Origin of the sequence: Methylobacterium komagatae, from assembly GCF_042661665.1 — a bacterium.
Taxonomy (GTDB): Bacteria; Pseudomonadota; Alphaproteobacteria; order Rhizobiales; family Beijerinckiaceae; genus Methylobacterium; species Methylobacterium komagatae.
On sequence record NZ_JBHSWN010000001.1, the window covers coordinates 1768804 to 1785529 of the forward strand.

General features: G+C 69.5%; 16 protein-coding genes and 2 pseudogenes. 4 read left to right on the forward strand and 14 right to left on the reverse strand.

Annotated elements, in window-relative coordinates; translation table 11 throughout:
* Positions 1 to 58: 58 nt before the first annotated feature.
* The 4 genes and pseudogenes from ACFQE0_RS08625 to ACFQE0_RS08640 form a co-directional block, all read right to left on the reverse strand.
* Positions 59 to 1299: pseudogene (locus tag ACFQE0_RS08625) on the reverse strand (cytochrome P450).
* Positions 1292 to 2617 carry an NAD(P)/FAD-dependent oxidoreductase gene (locus ACFQE0_RS08630; protein WP_043378349.1) on the reverse strand — a complete coding sequence of 442 codons (1326 nt, stop codon included), beginning with the start codon at positions 2615 to 2617 and terminating at the stop codon, positions 1292 to 1294. Before ACFQE0_RS08630 ends, ACFQE0_RS08625 begins: the two are co-directional and overlap by 8 nt.
* Positions 2614 to 2829 (reverse strand): ferredoxin, encoded by a 216-nt coding sequence (locus ACFQE0_RS08635; protein WP_043378346.1) that lies wholly within the window; start codon positions 2827 to 2829, stop codon positions 2614 to 2616. The genes ACFQE0_RS08630 and ACFQE0_RS08635 overlap by 4 nt, the downstream gene beginning before the upstream one ends.
* A 71-nt stretch (positions 2830 to 2900) precedes the next feature.
* On the reverse strand, positions 2901 to 4556 hold the full coding sequence (locus tag ACFQE0_RS08640) for a patatin-like phospholipase family protein (protein WP_210274612.1): 1656 nt from the start codon (positions 4554 to 4556) through the stop codon (positions 2901 to 2903).
* A gap of 263 nt (positions 4557 to 4819) precedes the next feature.
* Between ACFQE0_RS08640 and ACFQE0_RS08645 the strand changes: the two genes are divergently transcribed.
* Entirely contained in the window at positions 4820 to 5197 is a 378-nt protein-coding gene (locus ACFQE0_RS08645) for a hypothetical protein (protein ID WP_378975735.1), read from the forward strand.
* Between the two features lie 52 nt (positions 5198 to 5249).
* On the opposite strand, the pseudogene ACFQE0_RS08650 reads toward ACFQE0_RS08645, so the two are convergent.
* The 9 genes and pseudogenes from ACFQE0_RS08650 to ACFQE0_RS08690 all read right to left on the reverse strand — a co-directional run.
* A pseudogene (locus ACFQE0_RS08650) lies at positions 5250 to 6017 on the reverse strand (aminotransferase class I/II-fold pyridoxal phosphate-dependent enzyme); the annotation flags it as partial.
* Positions 6018 to 6025: 8 nt separating this feature from the next.
* The gene (locus ACFQE0_RS08655) at positions 6026 to 6724 is read right to left on the reverse strand and encodes a glycosyltransferase family 2 protein (RefSeq protein ID WP_043378343.1); all 699 of its coding nucleotides are present in this window, start codon (positions 6722 to 6724) and stop codon (positions 6026 to 6028) included.
* 3 nt (positions 6725 to 6727) lie between these two features.
* Positions 6728 to 7780, reverse strand: a complete 1053-nt coding sequence (locus tag ACFQE0_RS08660) for a radical SAM protein (protein WP_043378338.1) — start codon at positions 7778 to 7780, stop codon at positions 6728 to 6730.
* Positions 7777 to 7965 (reverse strand): hypothetical protein, encoded by a 189-nt coding sequence (locus ACFQE0_RS08665; RefSeq protein ID WP_378968825.1) that lies wholly within the window; start codon positions 7963 to 7965, stop codon positions 7777 to 7779. The genes ACFQE0_RS08660 and ACFQE0_RS08665 overlap by 4 nt, the downstream gene beginning before the upstream one ends.
* Before the next feature lie 161 nt (positions 7966 to 8126).
* On the reverse strand, positions 8127 to 9134 hold the full coding sequence (locus tag ACFQE0_RS08670) for an MptA/MptB family glycosyltransferase (protein ID WP_378968828.1): 1008 nt from the start codon (positions 9132 to 9134) through the stop codon (positions 8127 to 8129).
* A complete protein-coding gene (locus ACFQE0_RS08675; protein ID WP_043378332.1) occupies positions 9131 to 9874 on the reverse strand; it encodes a TIGR04282 family arsenosugar biosynthesis glycosyltransferase in 744 nt (247 codons plus the stop codon). The genes ACFQE0_RS08670 and ACFQE0_RS08675 overlap by 4 nt, the downstream gene beginning before the upstream one ends.
* Before the next feature lie 19 nt (positions 9875 to 9893).
* Positions 9894 to 10424, reverse strand: a complete 531-nt coding sequence (locus ACFQE0_RS08680; protein ID WP_043378331.1) for a hypothetical protein — start codon at positions 10422 to 10424, stop codon at positions 9894 to 9896.
* On the reverse strand, positions 10421 to 11194 hold the full coding sequence (locus tag ACFQE0_RS08685; protein ID WP_043378328.1) for a molybdopterin-dependent oxidoreductase: 774 nt from the start codon (positions 11192 to 11194) through the stop codon (positions 10421 to 10423). The genes ACFQE0_RS08680 and ACFQE0_RS08685 overlap by 4 nt, the downstream gene beginning before the upstream one ends.
* A complete protein-coding gene (locus tag ACFQE0_RS08690; protein WP_051975891.1) occupies positions 11191 to 11880 on the reverse strand; it encodes a cytochrome b/b6 domain-containing protein in 690 nt (229 codons plus the stop codon). The genes ACFQE0_RS08685 and ACFQE0_RS08690 overlap by 4 nt, the downstream gene beginning before the upstream one ends.
* A gap of 162 nt (positions 11881 to 12042) precedes the next feature.
* Here ACFQE0_RS08690 and ACFQE0_RS08695 point away from each other — a divergent pair, with 162 nt between their 5' ends.
* Both ACFQE0_RS08695 and ACFQE0_RS08700 read left to right on the forward strand, forming a co-directional pair.
* Complete coding sequence (locus tag ACFQE0_RS08695) at positions 12043 to 13029, forward strand: AraC family transcriptional regulator (protein ID WP_043378325.1); 987 nt, start codon at positions 12043 to 12045, stop codon at positions 13027 to 13029.
* A gap of 485 nt (positions 13030 to 13514) precedes the next feature.
* A complete protein-coding gene (locus tag ACFQE0_RS08700) occupies positions 13515 to 14786 on the forward strand; it encodes a glycosyltransferase (protein ID WP_043378323.1) in 1272 nt (423 codons plus the stop codon).
* Positions 14787 to 14874: 88 nt separating this feature from the next.
* Here ACFQE0_RS08700 and tnpA read toward each other — a convergent pair whose 3' ends face one another.
* Positions 14875 to 15282, reverse strand: a complete 408-nt coding sequence (tnpA, locus tag ACFQE0_RS08705) for an IS200/IS605 family transposase (protein ID WP_043378321.1) — start codon at positions 15280 to 15282, stop codon at positions 14875 to 14877.
* Here tnpA and ACFQE0_RS08710 point away from each other — a divergent pair.
* Positions 15259 to 16392 carry an RNA-guided endonuclease InsQ/TnpB family protein gene (locus ACFQE0_RS08710; protein ID WP_230365910.1) on the forward strand — a complete coding sequence of 378 codons (1134 nt, stop codon included), beginning with the start codon at positions 15259 to 15261 and terminating at the stop codon, positions 16390 to 16392. The two genes, tnpA and ACFQE0_RS08710, sit on opposite strands and share 24 nt — an antisense overlap.
* Positions 16393 to 16726 lie beyond the last annotated feature (334 nt).

Here is a 16726-nt window from a genome sequence, read left to right on the forward strand (position 1 = left end):
CGCAAGACGACCGCGCTTGGCTCTCGCCATCGTCTCATAACCGTTCGCGCCTGTAGGATCACGCGATCCCCGCTATGGCGATGCCGAGGTGCTGTGGACCGCGGAGGGAAGCGCCCGGTCGGTAAGGCGGCGGGTCGTCCAGGAGCCTCGGTGCGATGAGGCGCCGGCAGAGCGTGACAAGGGCGATCTCGGCCTCGATCCGCGCGAGGGGCGCGCCCACGCAGTAATGGAGGCCACCGCCGAACCCGAAATGCTGGTTGTCCGTCCGGTCCGGATCGAACCGGTCCGGTTGCTCGAACCGCGCCGGGTCGCGGTTTCCGGCCGCAAAGAGCAGCACCACCGACGATCCCGGCGGGATCGTCGTTCCCGCCACCGCGATGGCGCCGAGCGCCTTGCGGGTGCGGAAATGGACGGGGGCTCGTAGCGCAGCATCTCCTCGATCACGCGGGGTGCCCGCTCGGGGTCGGCCTTCAGCTTTCGCAGCTCCTCCGGATGCCTGAGCAGTGTGAGCATGCTGTTGGTGATGAGATTCACCGTCGTCTCGTGACCCGCGACGAGGAGCAGGATCGCCGTCGAGATCAGGTCTATGTCGCCCATGGCCGCGCTGCCCCGGCCACCGTGGGCGGCGAGCCCGCTGAGCATGTCGTCGGCCGGATGGCGGCGCTTCTCGCGGATCAGCCGACGCATGTAGTCGGAGATCGCGTCGAAGGTTGCGGCGATCTCCCGCCGCCCCGCCTCGTCGTGGCGCACGTCGGGCTCCAGGGCCGTCGCGAGGCGGATCGCCCAGACGTGGAATTGCGCCTCATCGGCCTCGGGCACGCCGAGCAGCTCGCAGATGACGGCCACCGGCAGCGGATAGGACAGGTCCTCCACCAAGCAGACAGTGTCGCGGCCGTGGCACTTGTCGATCAGGGCATCCACGAGCTTCGCAACCTTGGCGTGAGATTCCCGCACCCGGGCGATCGTGAACTCCTTCATCACGAAACCGCGCAGGGTGTCGTGGTCGGGCGGATCGCGGAAGATCAGCGGGCGATGGCCGTTGACCACCCGATTCCGGATCGGGTTGAGGATCCAGTCCTTCAGAGGGTTGCCCGTTCTGGGTCGCCGCGAGGGCGGCAGGTCTTCCGAGCTCAGCCGGGGATCGAAAATCAGGCTCTTCAGCGCGGCATGGGTGCTGACGACGTAGCTGCCGTCCGCCTGCCGGGACACGGGCGTCTCGCGCAAGCGCGCGTAGAGGGGATAGGGGTTCGCCCTGTTTCTCGGATCGAGAACCTGCGCGAACAGCGTCTCGTCAGGCATGGGCCGTCTCCAGAGCCGTAACCGATCGGCCGGAGGATCGCCGCGGGCTGGGAAAGCCGGGCTCCAGGGTCTCGATCCGCGGCTGGTCGGTGGCGCCGAGGATCGGCGGGAAGGCCGCCCCGTCAGCCACGGCCTCGGCATAGGCGGGAAGCCAGCGTGCCTGATCGAAGGAGAGGGCCGCGACGGTTCGCCCGGCCCGGCCATAGACGGCGAGGAACCGGTGCGAGGCCCGCGATCCCTGGACGATCGCGAGCGCCTCCGCCCCCTCGGTCAGGCCGGCGAGCTTGATGTTGAGACCGAACTGGCTCGACCAGAAGGAAGGCACGTGCTGGTATTCGACCTGGCCCGTGGGCGGAGCAAGCATGTTCGCCGCCGCGTGCCGGGCCTGGTCCACCGCGTTGCCCCAATGCTCGACGGTCACCAAGCGGCCGCCGGTGAGTGGGTTCGGCCAGCGCGCGACATCGCCGGCCGCGTAGATGGCGGGATCGGGCTCCCCCGTCGTGGTCAGGGCGCGGCAGGCCGCGTCGCAGGTCAGGCCTCCCGGGTCGGCGACGAGGGCGGCCGCGGCGAGCCAACCCGTGTCGCGCGTCGCGCCGAGGGCGACGATGACGAGATCCGTCGCGATGTCCGCGCCACCCGCCAAGTGGGCGCGGCGGACTTGTCCATCCTCGCCGGAGAAGGCCACCACCTTGACGTTCGGGCGGAGGTCCACTCCGGAAGCCCGCATCCGCCCGGCGAGTGTGGCCCCGATCACCGTCCCGAGGAGGCGGGCGAGCGGCGTCGGGTTGGGATCGACGAGCGTCACCGCCAGGCCGAGATCGCGGCAGCAGGAGGCGGCCTCGCAGCCGATCAGGCCGGCGCCGACGATGAGGACGCGGCTCGGCCGCAGCGCCAGCGCGCTCCGCAGGGAGCGGGCATCCTCCAGGGTCCGGATCGTGAAGATCCCGGCGAGATCGGCGCCTTCTCCGGGCCATGGCCGCGCCCTGGCGCCGGTGGCGATCAGGAGCGTCTCGTAGGGAAGCGTCGCGCCGTCGGCGAGGCGCACCACCCGGCGGTCCCGGTCCAGGGCGACGGCCGGCAGGCCGAGCCGCCACTGCGCGCGCAGACGGGTGAGTTGCGGAAGTGCGGTCGCGTCGGGGTGAAGCTCGCCCGCCAGGACGTGCTTGGACAGAGGCGGCCGGTCGTAGGGCCGGTGCGGCTCGTCCCCGACCAGGGTCAGAGGGCCGTCATAGCCGCCGTCCCGCAACGCCTCCGCGCCCCGCAGGCCGGCGAGGGAGGCGCCTACCACGACGATGCCCGGTCGCTGCCCGTCCGTCACGGCTCGTCACCCTCGGCGAGTCCGGCGGGCTCGATCGCGATGGCCCGGACGGGGCAGGCCTGCTGCGCCCGCTCGACCTGCGACCTCTTCGCCTCGGGCGGCGCCGGATCGTAGAACAGGATCTCGTGACCGCGCACCTCGAAATGCTCAGGGGCGGCGTAGCAGCACTGCGCGTAGCTCTGGCAGCGGTTGAGATCGACCACGACACGCATTCAGGGGCTCCGAAGAGATGTGCGGATGACCGGTCGGTCGGGATCTGCGCCTGCCCGAACATCGGAGCGGCTCATGTCCAGGCTCCCAGGCGGCCCGACTCCAGCGCTTCCCGGGCGCAGCGATAGCCGAGTTCGGCCGTCGTCTCGAAGCTCGACCACGCCCGCAGATCGACCCCGGCCAAGGAGGGCTTGAGCAGGACCGCAGCCCGGGTGACGGCCGCCATGGTCTGGGCGTCGCTCGACACCATCGCGGAGCGCAGGAGCAGGTGCGCGATGCCGGGGAGCTGGTCCGAGATGCCGAGGAGGCGCCGGAACGCCTGCGCGCTCCGGCCCTGCCGCGGCATGACCTGGAAGGCGGCGTCGCTGCCGACATCCACGGCGAGAACCGGCCCGCGGTCGAGATCGGCCATCACGTCGGCAGGCAGGTTGTTCATCATGCCGCCGTCCACGAGGATGCCGTCCGCACTCGCCACCGGGGGCAGCAGGCCGGGAATGGCGATGCTGGCGCGGATCGCCCGGTCGAGGGGGCCCGCCCAGTGGACCATTGCGGTGCCGGTCGTGAGGTTCGAGGACACGCAGAAGAACGGGCGCCAGAGATCCTCGACGCGGGCATCGCCGAACCGCTCGGCCAACCCCGCATCCACCTTGGCCCCGCGCGTCAGGGCGTGGAACGGCAGGGTGTAGTCGTCGAGGGGGTTGCGTCCGACGAAGGAAGCCACCGTGTGGGTCTCGATCGCGTCGAGGCTCCAGTCAAGGGCGACGCTGGCGGCCAGGATCGAGCCCATGCTGGTGCCGCCGACGAGATCGATGTCGAGCCCGGCCTCGCCGAGCGCCCGCAGAACGCCGAGATGGGCGAGGCCGCGGGCGCCGCCGCCGCCGAGGACGAGGGCGCGGGCATGGCCGGACGCGATCCGGGCAAGCCGGGCGAAGTCGCCACCGTGGTTCTCGCGAACCTGGAGCCGCAGGGAGAAGGGCAGCGCGGCGACGTCGGGATGCAGAGGGCGCGGCAGGCGCGCCTCGGCGGGCTGCGCCACGGCGAGGTCCATGCGGATCCAGTCGGAGCGGATCGAAGCGAGATAGTCCGCGGCGCCGGGCCGTGGCGGCGCGCCTGGCTCGGCCAGCAACAGGACGTGGTCGGCGTGGCGCAGGCAGAGCCGGCACCAGGGGCAGTCGATCTGGTGGGCGACGAAGACCGTGCGGTCGTGCGTTTGCTCGTAGCGGTGGAACCACGCCTCGTCGGCCTCGGGGGGCCATTCGGAGAGGCAGCCGGTCCGCCCCGGCAGCGCGGCATCGAGGGCCTGCGCCAGCCGCTCGCCGAAGGCCGTCGCCTTGAGGCCCTCGGTCACCGCCAGGACGGCGAAGCTCCGCGGCGCATGGCTCAGGGTCACGCCCGTATGGGCGGTGCGCAGCCGCGCGGCCAGGATCCGGGCGAAATAGAGCAGCGTCCCGGGATGGGCGGCGATCAGATCCTCGAACGACGCGCGGGAGAGCCGCAGGAGGTGCGTATCGCGCAGGGCCGTTGCCGTGACCGAGCGCGGCTCGCCGGTGAGCAGGGCGAGTTCGCCCACGGTATCCGGAGGGGCGAGTCGGATGAGGCGGCGCACGCTGCCGTCGCGCGGGTCGCGGATCGAGAGGCCGACCGCGCCGCTCACGAGCGTGTAGAGGGCGTCGGCCTCGTCCCCCTCCTCGAACAGCGTCCGCCCTCCGGCGACGGCGACGGAGGTCATCCGCGCCCGGATCGCGACGTCGGCGTCTCCGTCGAGGGGGGCAAGAAACGGAATCTCCGTGCGCCCCGAAGCCCGGGCGGCAGGGACGGGCGCCACGTCGCAGGCGCCGAGGCGTTCGGCCTCCGTGGGTGGTGCGGATAGGCCGCCGAGCCCGGTGAGCCTCGGGGAAGCGGCTGGGGCCGCGCCCGGAGGAACGGAACCGGGGTGCTCGATGCTCCGGTCGCGTCCGATCTCGGCACTCATCGGCCGGCGCGCCGCTGCAGATGATCCCCGAGGATCCCGAGCGCCGCGCCGCTGCCGACGCGACCGAGGCCGAGGCGCAGGCGGTCCGTGGGGACCGGCGCCAGCGCCGAGTGCCACAACGCGGAGGGCAGCACGAGGACGCCGTCCTCGGACGCGAGAGCCTTCGAGAACTCGGTCGCACCCTCTCGCCCACGGAAGCGGGGGCAGGCGAAGGCGAGATTCGTCGGTTCTTCCGGATCGAACAGGTTCGGGTAGCGATCGAGCAGAGCACGCAGACGGTGGTGGTTGCGCCGCCCGATCGCGCGGGCGCGGCCGGTCAGGCGCTGCTCGGCCCGCAGCGCGACCTGCGCCAGGATCTCGCTCGGTCCGGCGAGGCGAGCTCGACAGCAGGCTCTTGACCGCGAGGACGCGGTCGAGCGCCCCGCGGTCGCGACAGGCGGCCCAGCCGACGCGCAGGCCCGGAAGCCCGAAGCCCTTCGACAACCCGTTGATGGAGATCCCGCGCTCGTACACGTCGACGACGGGTGGGACGGCTCGGCCCGGGTCGAGGTCCGTCTGGCGATAGACCTCGTCGTTGACGAGCCAGAGCCCGTGTCGGCGACAGAGGTCGACCAGCCTCTCCAGAGTCGTTCGATCCAGCGACGCGCCGGTCGGGCTGTTGGGAAAATTCATCAGCACCAGCCGCGTGTTCGGCCGGATGGCGGCGACCAGCCCGTCGAGATCGAGGGTCCAGGCCGGTTCCGGTCGGAGGGCGACGCCATCGGCCGCGCACAGCCGCGACACGACGAGCTCCGAGGGTTGGTAGATCGGCACCACCACCACCGCGTGATCGGCCGGACCGAGCAGCGCACTCAGCACGCAGGCCACTGCTTCCTGCGCCCCTGCGCTGACCAGCACGTCGTCGGCAGCGAGCCGGCGGTAGCAGCCGGCGATCGTGGCGCGCAGCCAGGAGGCGCCGCGCGGGTCGGCGTAGCCGAGGTCGGCCCTCCGCCAGCGCCGACGATCCTCCGGGCCGGCAAGGCGCAGCAAGGCGGCGAGCGACAGCGGCTCCGAGTCCGAGGCGGCGAGGTCGTGATGCGCGCAGGCCGACCAGCGATCCAGGTACGCCGCCAGCGCGAACGACCCTGCGGGCGCGATCCCGTGGTCCGTATCGGGGCCGGGCGCCTCCGTCCGGGCGCCGGCCCAAAGGCCCGGTGCAGCGTCGTCCTTGAGCGCCATCGCCGGCCTCACGCGCGCCGCTCCGAGCCGGCGGCGACGCGCAGGTAGGTCGCGCCGATCCGAGCGGCGGCCCGCATCGTCCCACCGAGCGAACCCGCGACCTTCGAGGATCCGCCCAACCGGCGCCGGTAGGGCATAGGCACCTCGCGGATGCGCAGGCCGGCTCGCGCGGCCTGCATCTGCATCTCGATGTTCCAGCCGTAGGTCGGCTCGCGCAGGGCGAGGGCCCGCAGCACGGCGCGGTCGATGGCGCGGTAGGCGCACATGTCGGTGTATCGGACGCCGTAGCGTAGGCCGATGCCGAGGCCGGCGAGCCGGCCGGCGAGCACTTGGTGCCAGAGCATCGATCCGGGCTCGCGGCTGCCCAGCGTGCGCGAGGCGAGGACGAGGTCGTGGCGGCCGGCGAGCACCGGCCCGGCGATCCGGTCGATCAGGTCGCCGCGATCCGCGCCGTCGCCGTCGAGATAGACGATCACGCGCGAGGCCGGATCGGCCGCGGCCGCCCCGAGCGCGCAGGCCCGGCCGTAGCCGCGTCCGGCCTCGATCACCCGGGCGCCCGCGGCCCGGGCGACGTCCTGCGTCCCGTCGGTCGAGCCGCTGTCGGCGACGACGACGTCCGCCGCGTAGGCCGGCGGGATCTCGCGGATCACCGCGCCGATCGCTTCGGCCTCGTTCAGGGTCGGGATGACGATGCTGACCGGATGCATCGCTCAGAGACTCCAGCGCAGGCCGCAGTTCCGGCACGGGGCGGGCGGCACGTCGGAGAGGAGCGACGTCCGGAAGTCGCGATAGGCCGCGCCGTTCCAGATCTCCCGGAGCGTGGCCTGCGTGGCGTCGCCCAGCGTGTAGTTGGAATAGCCGCGCACCGAGAACGGCGCGATGCAGCAGGGCAGCGCCCGACCGTGGGCGGTGACGTACATCAGGGACCAGGGTCGCCGACAGGTGGCCCAGGCGCGGTCCTCCTGACGCTTCAGGCTGATTCCGGGCTCGGTCGCGCCCGAGGCGTCGAGCGTCACCCCTAGCGAACGGCCGATGGCCTCGGCCTCGGCGATGGCGGCGGCCTCCGCCGCCTGGGTGCTCTCGAACAGCGACAGGTCGGCGCGGGCCATACCGTACCCGGCCTCGTCGAAGACGAGGCGCTGCAGGTGCACCTCGGTCACGCCCATCTCGGCGGCGAGCCGCACGAAGGTCGGGAGCTGGTCCACGGTCTCCTTGAGGCCCGTGAGCCAGAGCGAGACCCGGGGGGTCGCGGCGCCGGTCGCCTTCTGGAACGCGACGAACTTGCCGACGTCGCGCACGATGCGGTCGAAGAAGTCCTTGCCCCGCACCCGGCGGTACGAGGCCCGGTCGGCGGCATCGAGGGAGACGCGCAGCTCGTCGAGCCCGGTATCGATCAGCTCCTGAAAGCGCCTCGGCTGCATCAGGGTGCCGTTGGTGTTGAACAGGACGTAGGTGCCGCGGTCCTTGAGGTAGCGGACCATCCGCGGCAGGTCCTTCACCAGCATCGGCTCGCCGACCCCGTGGAGCACGACCCGGGCGACGTCCGGAACCTGGTCGACGATCCGGCTGAACAGCGCCCAGCTCATGTCGGCCGGGGGCTCCAGGGTCTCGAAGGTGCGCGGGCAGGTCTCGCACAGCAGGTTGCAGCGGTTCGTGACCTCCAGATAGAGGCAGACCGGCGGCGCCAAGGCCTCGGAGGCGCGGTCGGGGCCGACCGCCTCGAAGTAGCGGCGCGGGTCCTTCACTGCGGCTGAGGCCGTCATGGTGCGGTTCCTTCCGGGAGAGCGGAGAGGGGTGCGGTGCAGGCCTGCCGCAGGGAGCGGGCGGCTAGGAAGAGGGCCGGGACGAAGACCAGCGACGGCCACAGGAAGCGGTCGTCGAACGGGTCGATCAGGAACAGGATCGGCGCCGAGCCGAGCCAGATCAGGGCCGGGGCCGGCGCGACCACCGCGGGCAGCGCCAGCCAGGGATAGTACCAAGCGTAGTGTGGGCTCGCCGCGCAGGTGGTGAGGGCTGCGAGGAGCCCGGCATCGCGGCACAGCGCGACCGCGTCGGGCGCGGTCTGCCGGTTCGGGCCGAAGGCGATCCGGAGCGCGAGGGCGGCGAGCGTCAGTCCGGCGCAGACCAGGTAGGTCCGCAGCAGGCTCGGGGGCTGAGCCCGAGATGCCCGAGACCGGCGAGCAGCCAGTAGCCCACGCCGGTGTCGTAGCCCTCCTCGGCCCCGTAGCCGCCGGCGAAACCGAACACGTTCGGGCCGGCAGCGAGGTAGGGCAGGTACAGGACGGCGATCACGGCCACCCCGGCGAGCATAGGCCGCCACAGCCGGCCTCCACGGACGAAGGCGGGCGCGACCGCGACAGGCAGAACCTTCACCAGCGTCGCCGCGCCCAGGAGCGCGCCCGCGAGCCCGTACCGACGACGGGTGCGGGCCAGCAACGCGATGCCGAGGAGGCCGATCGCCACGGCATCGACGTGCCCGTCGCGCGCGAAGGACCACAGGGCCAGCGGATTCCAGGCGTAGATCAGGATGCGGGCCGAAGGCAAGCCGGCGCCGCGCAGAACCGCGAGCATGGCCAGCATGCCCAGGGCCTCGAAACCCAACATCGCCAGCTTCATCCCGGTGACGCTGTGCGATACCTGCCCGACGGCGGCGAAGACCAGCTGCGCCGCGGGCGGGTAAATCGTACGAGCGTAGTCCTTGCGGTTGATCAGCGGGTAGACCGCCGGGTCGCGCAGCCGCTCGAGGGCGGGGTCGGCCGGGATGTAGCGGTAGGGGTTGATTCCGGCGGCCTGGACCTGCCCGTCCCAGACGTAGCGGTAGATGTCGGTCGACAGGAACGGCAGCGCCGGCAGCAAAGCGGCCCGCAGCAGCACGGCGATGCCGAGGATCGTCCATAGGGCCGCGCGCGGCAGCCGCTCCCGCAACACGAGGCGCACGGCGAGGAGGTAGACCGCGAGGCCGACCGCGACCACGCCGATGAAGGCGTTGGATTGGGGCGCCGCGCCGACGGTGTCGGCGCCCGGCACCTGGATCGCCAGCGCGCCGACAGTGACGGCCAGAAGCAGGAGGCCGAGGGCCGCGAGCCGATGAGCGGGGCTGGCGAGAAGCCGGATCATGCCGGCACCAACTCCGACGCGCGCGCGAGCCGCGCCAGGACCGAGCGCGTCGCCGGGGCCGCGTAGCCGGTCCTGTCGGCGGCGAGCCGCGCGAGCGAGGCCGCGTCGTCGACGTCGTACCAGGGCTCCAGCTCGACGAGATCGAGGCCGATCTCGCGCGCCCGGGCGCGGGTCGCTTCGGCGACGGTGTCGGTGCTCCAGGCGATGTCGGCGAACAGGCGGGCATGGGCCTGCTTGAGGCCGAGGATGTAGTAGCCGCCGTCGTCGCAGGCGCCGAACACGCCCCGCTCGCCCGGTTCGAGCAGGATCCGGGCCGCCTGGATCAGGAGCCGCGTCGGCAGGGTCGGGATGTCGGAGCTCAGCACGCAGGCCGCCGCGTGACCGTGCGCCAGCATGCCCTGGACGGCCTGCAGCAGGCAACGGCCGAAGCCCTCGACCTGCGCCGCGGTTGTGACGCTTCCATCCGCCAGGACGAGGTCGGTTCCCCGCGCAAGATGGGGGATCACCAGAGCCTCCGCGCCCGGCGGCGCGAAAGCCGCGTAGGCGGCAATCGGCGCGGCGCGGGCCGCCTCTTGGATGTTGGCGGTCGTGTCGCGCAGGAAGGCGGCGCTCAGAGCCGCTGCGTCGTCGAGGGTCAGCGGCGGGCACAGCCGCGTCTTGGAGCGCCCGCTTCGCGGCGCTTTCGCCATCACCCCGATCGCGCAGGTGGGGGCCGGTCCGGAGGTCGGTCCTCGTGCCATGTAGAAGGCTCCCGCGTGGTCAATGGAAGGGGCGGACGATCCCGAGGCGGATCGTCTCGTCCGGCGGTATCTCGGTGGCGGAACCGGGCGTGAAGGTCGGCAGCGCGCGCAGGCGCTCGGGCGTCAGGCCCATGAGGGCGACGTGCTCGCCCAGGAGCGCCACCGCCTCCACCGGCACGGCCACGAGCCGGGACCCGAATCCGCTCCAGGCGACCGCTCGCAGGCCTAGCCAGCCCAGCCCCAACGCACCGTCGAGGCGCACGGCCATCTCGCCCGCGCCGTCGCCGCGGCGCACGAGCCCCGTGACGCGGCCGAGGACGGACTGGGACTCCTCCGGCCGGAGCAGGAGGCGGCCGGCGAGGTCGCCGACGCGCACCGGCTGCGGAAACCGGTCCGCCGCGCGACCCGCCATCTCGGGCGCGGTCATGCCGGGCTTCGGCATGTGGTCGGGGGCCGGGGAGGGGCCCGGCGTCTGCGCCTGCGCCGATGCGGAGAGCGCCAGCGTGAGCAGGCAGGTGCCGACGGCGCACCGGATCGCGCGGACGCTCATAGGCCTGCGAACCAGCCGAAGCCGCGGCTCTCCCAGTATCCGCCGGGGTAGGTGTTGGTGACTTCGATGACCGTGATCCACTTCGGATTCTTGTAGCCGAGCTTGACCGCCATGCGCAGGCGCAGCGGGTATCCATACGGGTCAGGCAATTCTTCGCGGGCGTATCTGGTCGCGAGCAGTGTCTGGGGGTGCAGCGCGGTCGCCATGTCGATGCTGCTCGGGTAGTCGTCCGCCGTCTTGAAGGCGACGTACTTGGCGGTGAGGTCGGCGCCGACGCGCTCCAGGAACGCCCGGAGCGGTACGCCCGACCACTGCCCGATGTAGTCCCAGCCCTCGACGCAGACGTGGCGAATGATGATCTCGCGCTCGGGCAGCTCCGCGATCCGGCGGCGCGTCCAGGGCCGCTTGTCGGAGATCAACCCGGCGAGTTCCAGCCGCCACGCGTCGCCGTCGATCGGCTTGACGTCCTCGACGTCGTAGTAGGCGTTGAAGCGCGGCGGCTTCAGCACCTGGGACCCCGGATACTCGGGCGCGAGCTTTCGGGGATCGAAAAGGGCGGCCTGGACGCCGTCGTTGAAGTCGGACATGGCACGGAGCGCCCGCCCGACCGCGCTCGTGTCCGTCACGTCGCAGCCGGTCAACATCGTGAGCGCGCCGAGCGACAGGCCGCCCCGCAGGAGGCCGCGACGCTCGATCCTCCGGACCAAAGCGCGGTGGTCGTCGAGGATGCCGGGATCCGGCACCTTGAGGGGGCGGAACGGCGACCTCATCGCGTCGCCTCCCGCGCCGTGGCAGGGAGGGCCGGGCGGCGTACGGGGCCGCCGGTCAGCATCGCCCACAGCGTTCGCGGCACGAGCAGGGACAGCACGACGTGAACGACGAGGAAGCCGACCAGCACCGCCATGCCGGCGAAGTGGACGAGGCGCGCGCCCTGGAACCCGCCGAGCAGCGCGACGAGCCCGGAGAACTGGACCGGCTTCCAGATGGCCAGGCCGCTGACGACCTGGCCGATGCCGGCCAGGATGGCGACGATGTAGAGGATCTTCTGGACGGCGTTGTAGGTCGTGAGGTCCTCGTGCGCGAGCTTGAGCCGCAACGTGTCGCGGACGGTCTGCACGATTTCGCGCGGACGGATCGGCAGGAGGCGCTCGCGCAGGCGCCCGGTCGCGACGCCGTAGACGAGATAGGCGGCGCCGTTGGCGACCAGCACCCACATGGCGGCGAAGTGCCAGAGCAGGCTCTCGGCCGCCCAGGATCCGATCCGGGCCGACTTGGGGAAATAGATGCCGTGGATGATGACGGAATCGTCGTAGATGCCCCAGCCGGACCCGATCAGCACCACCATCGCCGCGGCGTTCGTCCAGTGCATGACCCGTACCGGCCAGGGATGCAGCCGGCGAGGCACAGCTGTGGACTGCGTCGGCGCAGTTCCAGGGTTGCCTCTCAACACGGACATGAACCGTGATCGCGTGGAAGGACGTCGAGCATCCCAGCGTGGCTTATGCTGCGTGCGTGCTTCACGGGTGTGGTTTGTTGTATCATGCTACAACTCCTAATTCATTTCGTCTTCCGGCACGATATCGTTTAAATCCGTTGCGCTTTGATTCGGTCGGCACACATGTCAGATCATGTATTAGTCAAATTACTATCGACTTTGACGGTGAGGGTTCATGCCTTCGCATTCTGCGAGATTCAATCGGGGTGGCGATTGCGGAAGCAGGGCATCGCTGACGCCCTGCTCGTCCATTATGTCTTGTCAGGCACCGGGACTATCGTCGTCGGCGACCAGGAGCCCGTGGCCTTCGGGCCGAACAGCATGGTGATTCCGCCGCGCGGCGTTCCTCACTCCCTCGGTTTCGCCGGGGCCATGCACACGGTTACAGCTCGAGATGCGCTCAGGGTGCTTCCCGACGGCCTCGTCGCGCTGACGGCCGGCGACGGCAGTCGCGACATCCTCGTGGCTTGCGGCGCGATCTCGGCCAGTTACGCCGGCGCGCTCGGCCTCTTCGACCGCCTGCAGGGCGCATTGATCGAGGACCTGTCGGGCAACGACCGACTGCGGCACGCCTTCGCCTTCATGATCGAGGAGTTGGTCCAGCCCGGACTCGGCACGCAGGAGGTGACGAGCGCGCTGATGAGGCAGTGCCTCGCCATTCTGCTGCGGGTTCACCTGAAGGAGCGGGGTACCAGTTCGCCAATCTTCGCGGCGCTGCGGGATCCGCGGCTCATGCGCGCCGTCGCGGCGGTCCTCGACGCACCCGGCGCCTCCCACACGGTCGATAGTCTCGCTGCACTCTGCGGGATGAGCCGGTCCGCGTTCGCCGAGCGGTTCTCCGCCATCTTCGGCGAGGGGCCCATCGAGTACCTGCACCGGGTCCGCCTGCGCCTCGCGGCACAGTTGCTGACGACGTCGCCCATGCCCGTGAAGGTCATCGCCGCAAGTGTGGGCTACACCAGTCGAAGCTACTTCTCGCATGCCTTCAAGGCGGCCTACGGCGTCGATCCGAGCGCATACCGCGGTCGATGCGCGGACGCGGCCAAGGCCATCGAACCCGGATCCAACGCGACCTTCGACTCCGCACAGGATGTCACGGGCGAAGATTGAGCGCGCGCTGGCCTGGAGAACCGGCAGCCCATGCGACGACGACATCGAGCCTACCATCTTCGCGATTTCCCGCTCGATTTTGCGGATCGAAGGCAGGCATGGAAGCGGACTGGCGTGCGTTATCGTCCAAAACAGGTGCTGCGCCGCATATCCCGTGTCGACAATTTCAGATCGGTCGCAGTCCTATGGCGAGCGGCACCGTTGCGACGTGCGCGGCGGCCGCACGTGCATGAGGCGCCACATTCGAGGTGATCGCCTGACATGCGATGGAACAAGGCTTGTTTCACGTGCCGTCCGACCAGCGACGGACGCGGTGCGGCTTCCTGGTTCCCCCGCAGGAGCGAGTTCGCATCACCTTGGCCGAACTTCGCAACGCCGATTGCGAAGGCGCCAGCCGATACTTGCGGAACCGCTGGTAACGGACCGAGCGACACACGCGAAATAAATGTGACTAACCCTGATCGAGGATTGCGCCGGATGTCGGCATGAAAGTTTTGATTGCAGCCAGCCCCCTTACGGGCCACGTCAACCCCCTGTTGGCTGTGGGACGACTGCTGGCCAGGCGCGGCGACACCGTCTTGGTGGTGACCGATCCTTCGTTTCGGCAGAAGGTCGAATCTTCGGGTTTGCGCCTCACAGCTTACGAAGACAGGGGTGCGGCGACCTATCTGGAGCCGCACCTGCCGCCTGGACCGGTGCGGTGGACGCACGAATTCGAGCACCGCTTCATCGAACCGATGGCGACGCAAGCCGCGGTTCTGCGCGAGACGATCCGGACGGAGGCTCCGGATGTGATCGTGGCAGGCAGCCTGTTTCTTGGGATCTTGCCGCTTCTTCTCGATGCGACGACGTGCCGGCCTCCGATCATCGTACTCAACATCAGCTTTCTGTTCCTCGACCGTCCCGACGATGCGCCGGTCGGCATGGGGCTGCTCCCGGCCCGGGACGACATCGAGCGTGCTCGCTACGCCGCATTGAAGGTGGGTCTCGATGCCTCATTCGTCCGACCGGTTCGCGCCCTCACCGACGCCCGCCTGGCCCGGCTCGGCGCGCGACCTTTGCCAGCCTCGTTGACCCAATCGCTCGCGATACTGCCCGACGCATTCCTGCAGCCGAGCGTCCGCGAGTTCGAGTACGATTTCGGTACGTTTCCTCCAGGACTGCGTTTTGTCGGGCTGCTGCCGACCACGCCGATGGCGGTCGCGGTACCGGAATGGTGGCCGGATCTGGAGAGCGGCAAGAGCATCATCCTAGTGACACAAGGCACGCTCGCAAACGCTGATTTCAGCGAACTACTTGAGCCGACGCTCCAGGCGCTTGAGGGGCGCGACGATCTTCTCATCGTTGCAACAACTGGCGGGAGATCCGTAGAGGAGATACACTGTGAAATACCGGCTAATGGCCGGGTCGCCACCTTTCTGCCTTTCGACGTGCTTCTCCCCAAAATCGATCTCCTGGTAACCAACGGGGGCTACGGAAGCGTCTCACAAGCTCTCGCCGCTGGCGTTCCGATTGTCTCCGCCGGCTTGACCGAGGACAAGGCCGAGGTCGGAGCCCGGATCGAGTGGTCGGGCGTCGGCTTGAATCTTGCGACGAACCGCCCGACCGTGGACGCCTTGCGTTGGGCCGTCGAGAGGGTGCTCACGGAGCAGCGGTTTCGCGAACGTGCTCGTGTGATGGCACGGGCCTTCGCCGATCTGGACCCAGGGCGCGAGATCCTAGCTGCCATCGACGCTCTCACCCACGTGTCGGGGTAGAGTTTCGACTTTCGCTCTTAGCGGAACGCGCGCCAATCCCTCTTCTTTCAGGGAGAGGTTGTAGGCGCGCTCGCGGCGACAGCCGCGATCAGCGACCTTGGTTCTCGATGTACTGCTTCAGGATCGAGAGCGGGGCGCCGCCCACCGACCCGGCGAAGTAGCTCGGTGTCCACAGCACGCCTCGGCTCTTCCTGACAGACCAGAACGAGGCGATCTCGGGGAACTCCTTCTTCAGCAGGCGGCTCGACACTCCCTTCAAGCTGTTGACCAGTTCCGAGAGCCGAACCTTCGGCGGATAGAACACCAGCAGGTGAACGTGGTCCCGCTCGCCGTTGAACTCGCGCAACTCGACCTCGAAGTCCGCACACACGCTGGCGAAGATCGCTTGGAGCCGGTCGAGGTGCGCACGGGTCAGCACCTTGCCCCGCCGCTTCGTCGTGAACACTAGGTGGGCGTGCAGGGTGAAGACGACGTGCCGCCCGGTGCGAAGCTCCATAGACCAAACCGTCTCGATGCCCTATGTCAAGGGCGTGACCACCCTTACAGACCAAACGGTTCTGAAGACCTTCAGCTTCCGCGTCAAGGACGCGACGAGCGGCTGATCGCGCTCGGCGATGCGGTCAATACGGTCTGGAACTACTTTAACGAGATCAGCATGCGCTCGGCACAGCGTGGTCCGATCTGGGCGGCCAAGAAGCAGCTTCGCGTTCTGACCAAGGGCAGTGGCAAGCTGCTCGGCCTTCCGTCGCAGGTCGTGCAAGAGATGATCAACCAGTACGTCATAAAACGGAAGGCTGCGCGCCGTCCGAAGCTTCGCTGGCGTGCGAGCCGTGGGCCCAGGCGGGCGCTCGGGTGGGTGCCGTTCACGAACCAAGACATCGCCCTCGACGGAACAACCGTGCTCCTGCGTGGCCAGCGCTTCCGCCTGTGGCTGCACCGCGCCGTCGAGGGGCGGATCAAGTCGGGCAACTTCAGCCAAGACGCGCGCGGCCGTTGGTACTGCAACCTCGTGTGCGAGGTGCCCCGTTCGCAGGGGCGCGGGCGCGATGACATCGGCGTCGATCTCGGGCTCAAGTCCGTCGCCAAGTGCTCGGACGGCACAGGACTTGAGCAGGCGCAGTTCTATCGCTGCCTCGAACCCAAGCTCGCCGAAGCGCAGCGCAAGAGGCGCAAGCGGCAGGTCAAATCGATTCACGCCAAGATCGCCAATCGGCGGAAGGATGTGCTTCACAAATTCTCTCGGGCGCTCGTGGATCGCGCCCGCAAGATCACGGTCGGCGACGTGTCGGCCTCGGCTATGACGAAGACCCGGATGGCGAAGAGCGTGCTCGACGCCGGATGGTCTACGCTACGCGGCATGCTCCGGTACAAATGCGATCACGCAGGGGTCGCCTACGCCGAGGTGAACGAAGCCAACACGACACGGACCTGTTCGTTCTGTGGGCGCCTCAGTGGACCCACGGGGCTGGCCGGTCTCAGCATCAGGCGGTGGACGTGCGGCGAGTGCGGATCAGAACATGAGCGCGACCAGAATGCCGCGCGGAATATCGCTCGTCTCGGATGTGAGACGCCGTGCCCGTCCGGGCATGGAAGCCCCGGCTTTTAAGTCGGGGAGACATCACGAAGGTGCATCATGACAGCGCGATGACGCCTTCACATAACGTCATGCAGGTGATCGAGAGCCCGTTCGATTCCTCGCACCGGTCGAAAAGCGCCGTCGGTTGGATCTGCAGCCCCGAATGTGGCGTGCACGATCGATGCACCTTCCACGCCTGACGTCGACGAACGGAAATCGGGACGGCCGCGCTGTCCCGATCCGGGCGGGCGAGCGGGAAAGAGCTTTCGGACGCTGTGAAGGCCGGGCAAGGACTGCACGGCTATCCAGAGTGTAAATCATCAAGATTCATGTTCCGCGTTCCGGTTTCAAACGTCGAATGTCT

Excerpts from the sequence above, each read along its gene's own strand:
- ACFQE0_RS08635 (WP_043378346.1), bottom strand. The coding sequence starts at position 2,829 with ATGCGTGTCGTGGTCGATCTCAACCGCTGCCAGAGCTACGCGCAGTGC.
- ACFQE0_RS08640 (WP_210274612.1), bottom strand. The coding sequence starts at position 4,556 with ATGACCTCCGTCGCCGTCGCCGGAGGGCGGACGCTGTTCGAGGAGGGG.
- ACFQE0_RS08645 (WP_378975735.1), top strand. The coding sequence starts at position 4,820 with ATGATCCCCGAGGATCCCGAGCGCCGCGCCGCTGCCGACGCGACCGAG.
- ACFQE0_RS08655 (WP_043378343.1), bottom strand. The coding sequence starts at position 6,724 with ATGCATCCGGTCAGCATCGTCATCCCGACCCTGAACGAGGCCGAAGCG.
- ACFQE0_RS08660 (WP_043378338.1), bottom strand. The coding sequence starts at position 7,780 with ATGACGGCCTCAGCCGCAGTGAAGGACCCGCGCCGCTACTTCGAGGCG.
- ACFQE0_RS08670 (WP_378968828.1), bottom strand. The coding sequence starts at position 9,134 with ATGATCCGGCTTCTCGCCAGCCCCGCTCATCGGCTCGCGGCCCTCGGC.
- ACFQE0_RS08675 (WP_043378332.1), bottom strand. The coding sequence starts at position 9,874 with ATGGCACGAGGACCGACCTCCGGACCGGCCCCCACCTGCGCGATCGGG.
- ACFQE0_RS08680 (WP_043378331.1), bottom strand. The coding sequence starts at position 10,424 with ATGAGCGTCCGCGCGATCCGGTGCGCCGTCGGCACCTGCCTGCTCACG.
- ACFQE0_RS08685 (WP_043378328.1), bottom strand. The coding sequence starts at position 11,194 with ATGAGGTCGCCGTTCCGCCCCCTCAAGGTGCCGGATCCCGGCATCCTC.
- ACFQE0_RS08690 (WP_051975891.1), bottom strand. The coding sequence starts at position 11,880 with ATGTCCGTGTTGAGAGGCAACCCTGGAACTGCGCCGACGCAGTCCACA.
- ACFQE0_RS08695 (WP_043378325.1), top strand. The coding sequence starts at position 12,043 with ATGTCAGATCATGTATTAGTCAAATTACTATCGACTTTGACGGTGAGG.
- ACFQE0_RS08700 (WP_043378323.1), top strand. The coding sequence starts at position 13,515 with ATGAAAGTTTTGATTGCAGCCAGCCCCCTTACGGGCCACGTCAACCCC.
- tnpA (WP_043378321.1), bottom strand. The coding sequence starts at position 15,282 with ATGGAGCTTCGCACCGGGCGGCACGTCGTCTTCACCCTGCACGCCCAC.